This window comes from Streptomyces herbicida (genome assembly GCF_032656585.1).
Classification (GTDB): Bacteria; Actinomycetota; Actinomycetes; order Streptomycetales; family Streptomycetaceae; genus Streptomyces; species Streptomyces herbicida.
This window is the reverse complement of sequence record NZ_JAUYWJ010000061.1, coordinates 1-6,509: the sequence shown is the minus strand read 5'-3', so window position 1 is coordinate 6,509 and position 6,509 is coordinate 1. Positions and strand designations below refer to the sequence as shown.

At 72.6% G+C, this 6,509-nt stretch carries 2 protein-coding genes; both read left to right on the top strand.

All coding sequences use genetic code 11. From position 1 onward, the window contains the following. Positions 1 to 1,943: condensation domain-containing protein (locus tag Q8A52_RS48590; RefSeq protein ID WP_316765110.1), on the top strand; the 1,943-nt coding region annotated here is incomplete at its 5' end. Further along, positions 1,940 to 6,509: non-ribosomal peptide synthetase (locus tag Q8A52_RS48585; RefSeq protein WP_316765109.1), on the top strand; the 4,570-nt coding region annotated here is incomplete at its 3' end. The genes Q8A52_RS48590 and Q8A52_RS48585, both read left to right, overlap by 4 nt.

The following is a 6,509-nucleotide window of genomic DNA, read 5'->3' as shown; positions in this document are numbered from 1 at the left end:
CGGTGCTCCGGGACTTCGCTGCCGGCCGGCTGCCGGACTACATGGTCCCCTCGGCGTTGGTGCTGCTGGACGCGATGCCGTTGACGGTGAACGGCAAGCTGGACCGAAGCGCGCTTCCCGCCCCCGACTTCGCCGCCACCGCCGGTCGTGCTCCTGCGACGGTCATGGAGGAGGTGCTGTGCGGGCTGTTCGCCGAGGTTCTCGGGCTGGAGACGGTCGGCGCGGAGGACTCGTTCTTCGAACTCGGCGGTGACTCGATCATGTCGATGCAGCTGGTCTCGCGGGCCCGCCGGGCAGGGGTGGAGATCACCGCACGGCAGGTGTTCGAGCAGCGAACCCCCGCCGCCCTCGCCACGGTTGCCTCCGCCACGGGGACCAGCACCGGTATCCAGCGCGTCGACGTCGCGGTCGGTGAGGTGCCCCTGACCCCGGCGATGCGTGCCCTCATCGACCAGTCGGGCGTGGAGGCGCTGGCCGGTGGGCTCTTCCAGTCGATGCTGGTGAGCGGGGAGCCCGAGCTGGACTTCGAGAGGCTGGTCCGTGCACTCGGGGTGCTGGTGGACCATCACGACATTCTCCGCGCCCGTCTCGAGGAGGCCTCGGACGCGGCCGGCGCCGTATGGCGGCTGCATGTGCCGCCGGCCGGAAGCGCACCCGTGGCCGACCGGGTGCGGCGCGTGGACGCGGCCGGGCTGGAGGGGCCGGAGCTCGAGCGGCTGATCGGCGATGAGACGCGGGCGGCGGCGGCGCGGCTGGATCCGTACGCCGGGGTGATGCTGCAGGCGGTGTGGTTCGACGCCGGACCCCGAACTGCCGGGCATGTCCTGCTCGTCGGTCATCACCTGGTGGTCGACGGGGTGTCCTGGCGCATTCTGCTGCCCGACCTGGCCGCCGCGTACCGGGCCCTCGCGGAGAACGAGGAGCCGGCTCCGGACCCGGTGGGGGTTTCGTTCCGTCGCTGGGCGCGGGAGCTGGCCGACCGGGCCGTCGCGGCCGAGCGGGTCGCCGAGCTTCCGGTGTGGAAGCGGATCCTCGACGGCGAGAGCGGCCCGGACCCGTTGGTCGGTTCTCGTGCCCTGGACCCGGCGCGGGATCTGGCGACCACCATGAGGCGGACGGCGGTGGCCGTCCCGCCGGACGTCACCCACGGCTTGCTGACACAGGTGCCGTCCGCCTTCCACGCCGGTGTCGACGACGTGCTGCTGGCGGCCCTCGCCCTTGCGGTGGGCGCATGGCGTCGCGGGCGGGGCGGCGGCTCCCGCGACGACGTACTGATCGATGTCGAGGGCCATGGGCGTGAGCCCCTGGTCGAGGGCATGGACCTCTCGCGGACGGTCGGCTGGTTCACCAGCATGTATCCGGTGCGGTTGGACCCCGGGCCGGTGGACGTCGCCGAGGTACTGGCGGGCGGTGCGGCCGCCGGCCGGGCGGTGAAGCGCATCAAGGAGCAACTGCGGGAGGTTCCGGGCGACGGTCTGGGGTTCGGGATGCTGCGTCATCTCAATCCGGAGACCGCCTGCGTGCTCGCCGAACTGCCCCAGCCCCAGATCGGGTTCAACTACCTGGGCCGGTTCACCGCCGGGGCAGCGACCGGTCCGGGCGCCGGGGAGTGGCAGCCGGCCGGGGAGCACGCCCTGGGCGGCGGTGCCTCCGAGCGCATGGCGGCCGCGCACGTCCTGGAGGCCGCGGCGGTGGCCCAGGACACCCCGGACGGCACCGAGCTGCTCCTGTCGTTCACCTGGCCGCGAGACCTGCTGGGCGCGGCGGACGTCGACGGACTGGCCGCGGAATGGAAGGCCGTGCTCGTCGGGATCGCGGTCCACGGCGCTCTCGCCGACGCCGGTGGTCACACACCGTCCGACTTCTCCCTTGCGGGCGTCAGTCAGGACGAGCTGGACGAGTTCGAATCGATGGCGAAAGAGATCGAAAGGGGATCACGATGAGCGACTCCGCGCTCGTGGGAGTCTGGCCTCTGGCGCCATTGCAGGAGGGCTTGTTATTCCACTCCCTGTACGACGACGAGGGCCTCGACATCTACATCGGTCAGCGCGTCCTGACCTTGCACGGGCCGGTGGACCCCGTCGCCCTGCGCGCCTCGTGGGAGGCGCTGCTGGCCCGGCACGAGAGCCTGCGCGCCGGTTTCCAGCGCCGGGCCTCCGGAGCCCCGGTGCAGGTCGTCGTCCGCCAGGTGGCGCTGCCCTGGCGTGAGGCCGATCTCTCCGGCCTGCACCCGGAGGAGGCGGAGGCGAAGGCCGTGCAACTGGCAGCCGAGGAGCGGGCGCGGCGGTTCGATCTGGCGCGGCCGCCGATGATGCGGCTCGCCCTGGTGAGACTCGGTGAGGATCACCATCGGCTGGTGATCACGCTCCATCACATCGTCATGGACGGCTGGTCGATGCCGGTGCTGATGCGGGAGTGGATGGCGATTTACGCCGCCGACGGCAGGGCCGACGGGCTGCCGGCCGTGACCCCGTATCGCGACTACCTGGCATGGCTGGCGCGGCAGGACAAGGAGGCCGCGCGGGAGGCCTGGCGGCAGGCCCTGGCCGGGGTGGACGAGCCGACGCTGGTGGCGCCGGCCGACCGTGACCCGGTACCGGTCATGCCTGGCGAGGTGGTCATCGGGGCCGGTGAGGAACTGGCTGCCGCACTGCGGGAGACGGCCCGCCGCCATGGTCTGACCGTCAACACCCTCGTCCAGGGCGCCTGGGCGATCCTGCTCGGCATGCTGACGGGCCGCCGCGACGTGGTGTTCGGCGCGACCGTGGCCGGACGTCCGGCCGAGCTGCCGGGCGTGGAGGACATGCTGGGCCTGTTCATCAACACGGTGCCGGTGCGGGTGCCCCTGGACCCGGCCCAGCCGGTGATCGCCCTGATGTCCGCGCTGCAGGACAGGCAGTCGCGGCTGCTCGCCCACCAGCACGTGGGGCTGACCGAGATTCAGCGAATAGCCGGGCCGGGAGCGGCCTTCGACACCCTGATGGTGTACGAGAACTACCCGGCAGACCCGGCCGGCGCCCCGTCGCCCGCGGGCCTGAAGGTCAGCGGAATGGCCGGCAAGGACGCCGCGCACTATCCGTTGAGCCTGGTGGCGGCGCCGATCGGCGGACTGCAGCTGCAACTCGACTACCGTCCCGATCTGTTCGACCCGCACACTGCCCGTGCCCTGGTCGAGCGGCTGCGGCGGATCCTTGAGCAGATCGCGGCCGACCCGGGGACTGCCGTCGGGCGGCTGGAGGTACTGGACGACGCGGAGCGCCGAACGGTGCTGTCCGCGTGGAACGACACCGCCGGGGAGGTGCCGACGGGCACGCTGGGCGAGCTGTTCGAGGCCCAAGTGGCACGCACACCGGACGCGACCGCGGTGGTGTACGGGGACGTGAGGTGGTCGTACGCCGAACTGGACGCGGCGGCGAACCGGGTGGCGCACGAGCTGATCGCGCGCCGGGTCGGCCCCGGCGACCTGGTCGGTGTGGTGATGCGCCGCTCGCCCGAACTCGTCTCCGTCCTGCTGGGGACCGCCAAGGCCGGTGCGGGATTCGTGCTGGTCGACCCGGAGTACCCCGAAGTCCGGATCTCCTTCATGCTCGACGACGCGCGCCCCGCGCTGCTGGTGTGCGCGAGAGAGACCGAGCACGTACTGCCCGGGGCCGCCGACGCCGGGCGGCTGGTGATCGACGACCCGGCGGCCCGCGAGACGCTGGCCGGCAGGTCCGCCGCGGCACCCTCCGATGCCGACCGCATGGCGTCGTCGGCGGTCGGTGACACGGCGTACGTCGTCTACACATCGGGTTCCACGGGTCGGCCCAAGGGCGTGCTGGTGACGCACCGCGGCCTGGGCGCCCTGGTGTCCGCCCAGGCGGAGCGCTTCGGTATCGGCCCGGGCTCGCGGGTGCTCCAGCTCGCCTCGCTGAGCTTCGACGCGGCCGTGTCGGAGCTGTGCGTGACCCTGCTGTCGGGCGGCGCACTGATCCTCGCCGCCCCGGAGAAGCTGCCGCCGCTCGGCGACCTGGGCGAGGTGGCCGAGGAGCACGGAGTCTCCGTCGTGACTGTGCCGCCCTCGGTGCTGGGCGTCGTGGAGAGCCTGCCGGCCTGCGTCCGGACGCTGGTCGTGGCCGGTGAGGCGGCCCCGGCGGCGCTGGTGGCCCGCTGGTCGTCGGAGCGCCGGGTCGTCAACGCCTACGGCCCGACCGAGACCACGGTCTGCGCCGCAATGAGCGATCCGCTCACGGACTTCCCCGCCGACGCGGCGGTGCCGATCGGCCGCCCGATCACCAACACCCGGGTCTACGTCCTGGACGAGTTCCTGCGGCCCGTACCGCCCGGAGTGACCGGCGAGATGTACGTCGCCGGCGTCGGACTCGCCCTCGGCTACCTGGGCCGCCCCGGCCTGACGGCCGAGCGGTTCGTCGCCTGCCCGTACCCCGCCGGCGACGGCCCGGCCGCGCGCATGTACCGGACCGGCGACCTGGCCCGGTGGACTTCCGACGGACAGCTGGTGTTCGCCGGACGCGCCGACGAGCAGGTCAAGGTCCGCGGCTTCCGGGTGGAGCCGGGCGAGATCGAGGCGGTGCTGGACGCACACCCGTCGGTCGGCCGGGCCGTCGTGATCGCTCGCGAGGACCGCCCCGGCGACAAGCGGCTCGTCGCGTACGTGGTCCCGGCGGACGCCGACTCATCCGACGGCGCGCAGCTGCGCGAGTTCGTCGCGAACCGGCTCCCCGACCATATGGTCCCGGCCGCCGTGGTGGTCCTCGACGCCCTCCCGTTGACCGTCAACGGCAAGCTCGACCGGGCAGCGCTCCCCATGCCCGACTACGCGGGCACCACGGGCGGCCGCGGTCCGGCCACCCCCGTCGAAGAGGTCCTCTGCGGGCTGTTCGCCGAGGTCCTCGGAGTGGACCGGGTCGGGGCCGAAACGTCGTTCTTCGTGCTGGGTGGCGACTCCCTCCTGGCGATGCGGCTCGTCACCCGGATCAGGGCGGTGCTCGACGCGCGCATCGGGATCCGCGCCCTCTTCTCCACCCCCACCGTCGAGGGCATGGCCCGGCTGATCGAGAGCGGCACCGCCGCGGACCACGACGGCGAACGGCCCCGCCCCGCGCTGGTCCCCGTCGAGCGCCCCGAGGCCGTACCCCTCTCATACGGGCAGCAGCGCATGTGGTTCCTCAACGGGCTGGAGGAGAAGGGCGCCAGTGCCGCCTACAACCTGCCGCTCAGGCTCCGGCTGACCGGAGAAGTCGACACCGCGGCACTGGAAGCGGCCCTCGGCGACGTCGCTGACCGGCACGAGGCCCTGCGCACGGTCTTCCCCGAGACCGGCGGCGCCCCGCGCCAGCAGGTCCTGGAGGGTTCGGCCGGACGGCCGAAGCTGATCGTCCACCAGGTTGCCGAGGCCGTCCTGCAACGTGAGCTCGCCGAGGAGAACGAGCGCGGCTTCGACCTGGCTCGTGAACTGCCCTGGCGCGCACGGCTGCTGGTGCTGTCCCCCACCGAGAGCGTCCTGATCGTCGTCGTTCACCACATCGCGGTGGACGGTTGGTCCATGGGCGTGGTTGCCAGGGACCTCGGCGCGGCCTACGCCGCACGCTGCCGCGGCCAGGCGCCCGAATGGGCCCCGCTGCCGGTCCAGTACGCGGACTACGCGCTGTGGCAGCGTGAGGTCCTCGGCGACCTCACCGACCCCGACAGCCTGATCAGCTCGCAGCTGGACCACTGGCGCAAGGCACTCGAAGGAGCACCCGAGGAACTGTCGCTGCCGACGGACCGGCCCCGTCCGTCGAGGGGCTCCTTCCGCGGCGGCTGGGTCCCCCTCGCCGTGCGCCCGCACTCCCATGCCCTCCTGGTCGCGCTCGCCCAGCGTCAGGGTGCCACCATGTTCATGGTCGCGCAGGCCGCACTGTCCGTCCTCCTGGCCCGTATGGGCGCCGGCACCGACATCCCGCTGGGCACACCCGTGGCGGGCCGGGGCGACGCGGCACTCGACGACCTTGCCGGATTCTTCGTCAACACCCTCGTGCTGCGCACCGACCTCAGCGGCAATCCCACCTTCACCGAACTCCTGGCCCGGGTGAAGCAGACGGACCTGGCGGCGTACGCCCACCAGGACCTGCCCTTCGAACGGCTCGTCGACGATCTGAGCCCTGACCGGTCCCTCGTCCGCCACCCGCTGTTCCAGGTCATGCTGACGATCGAGAACACCCCGCCGGCGCAGTGGGAGCTGGCCGGTCTGGACGTCCACCCCATGGAGCACGGCCCGGAGGCGGCACGCTTCGACCTGTCGGTGACCCTCGGCGAGCGGCGCGACGACCAGGGCGCGCCGGCCGGGCTCGTCGGCGGCATCCAGTACGCCGCGGACCTCTTCGACGAGGCGACCGCCCGGTCGTTGGCCGACCGCCTCGTGCGGGTGTTGGAGCAGGTGGCGGCTGATCCGTGTGTGCGGGTGGGTCGGGTGGGTGTGCTGGGTGATGTGGAGCGTCGGTTGGTGCTGGCGGACTGGAACGACACGG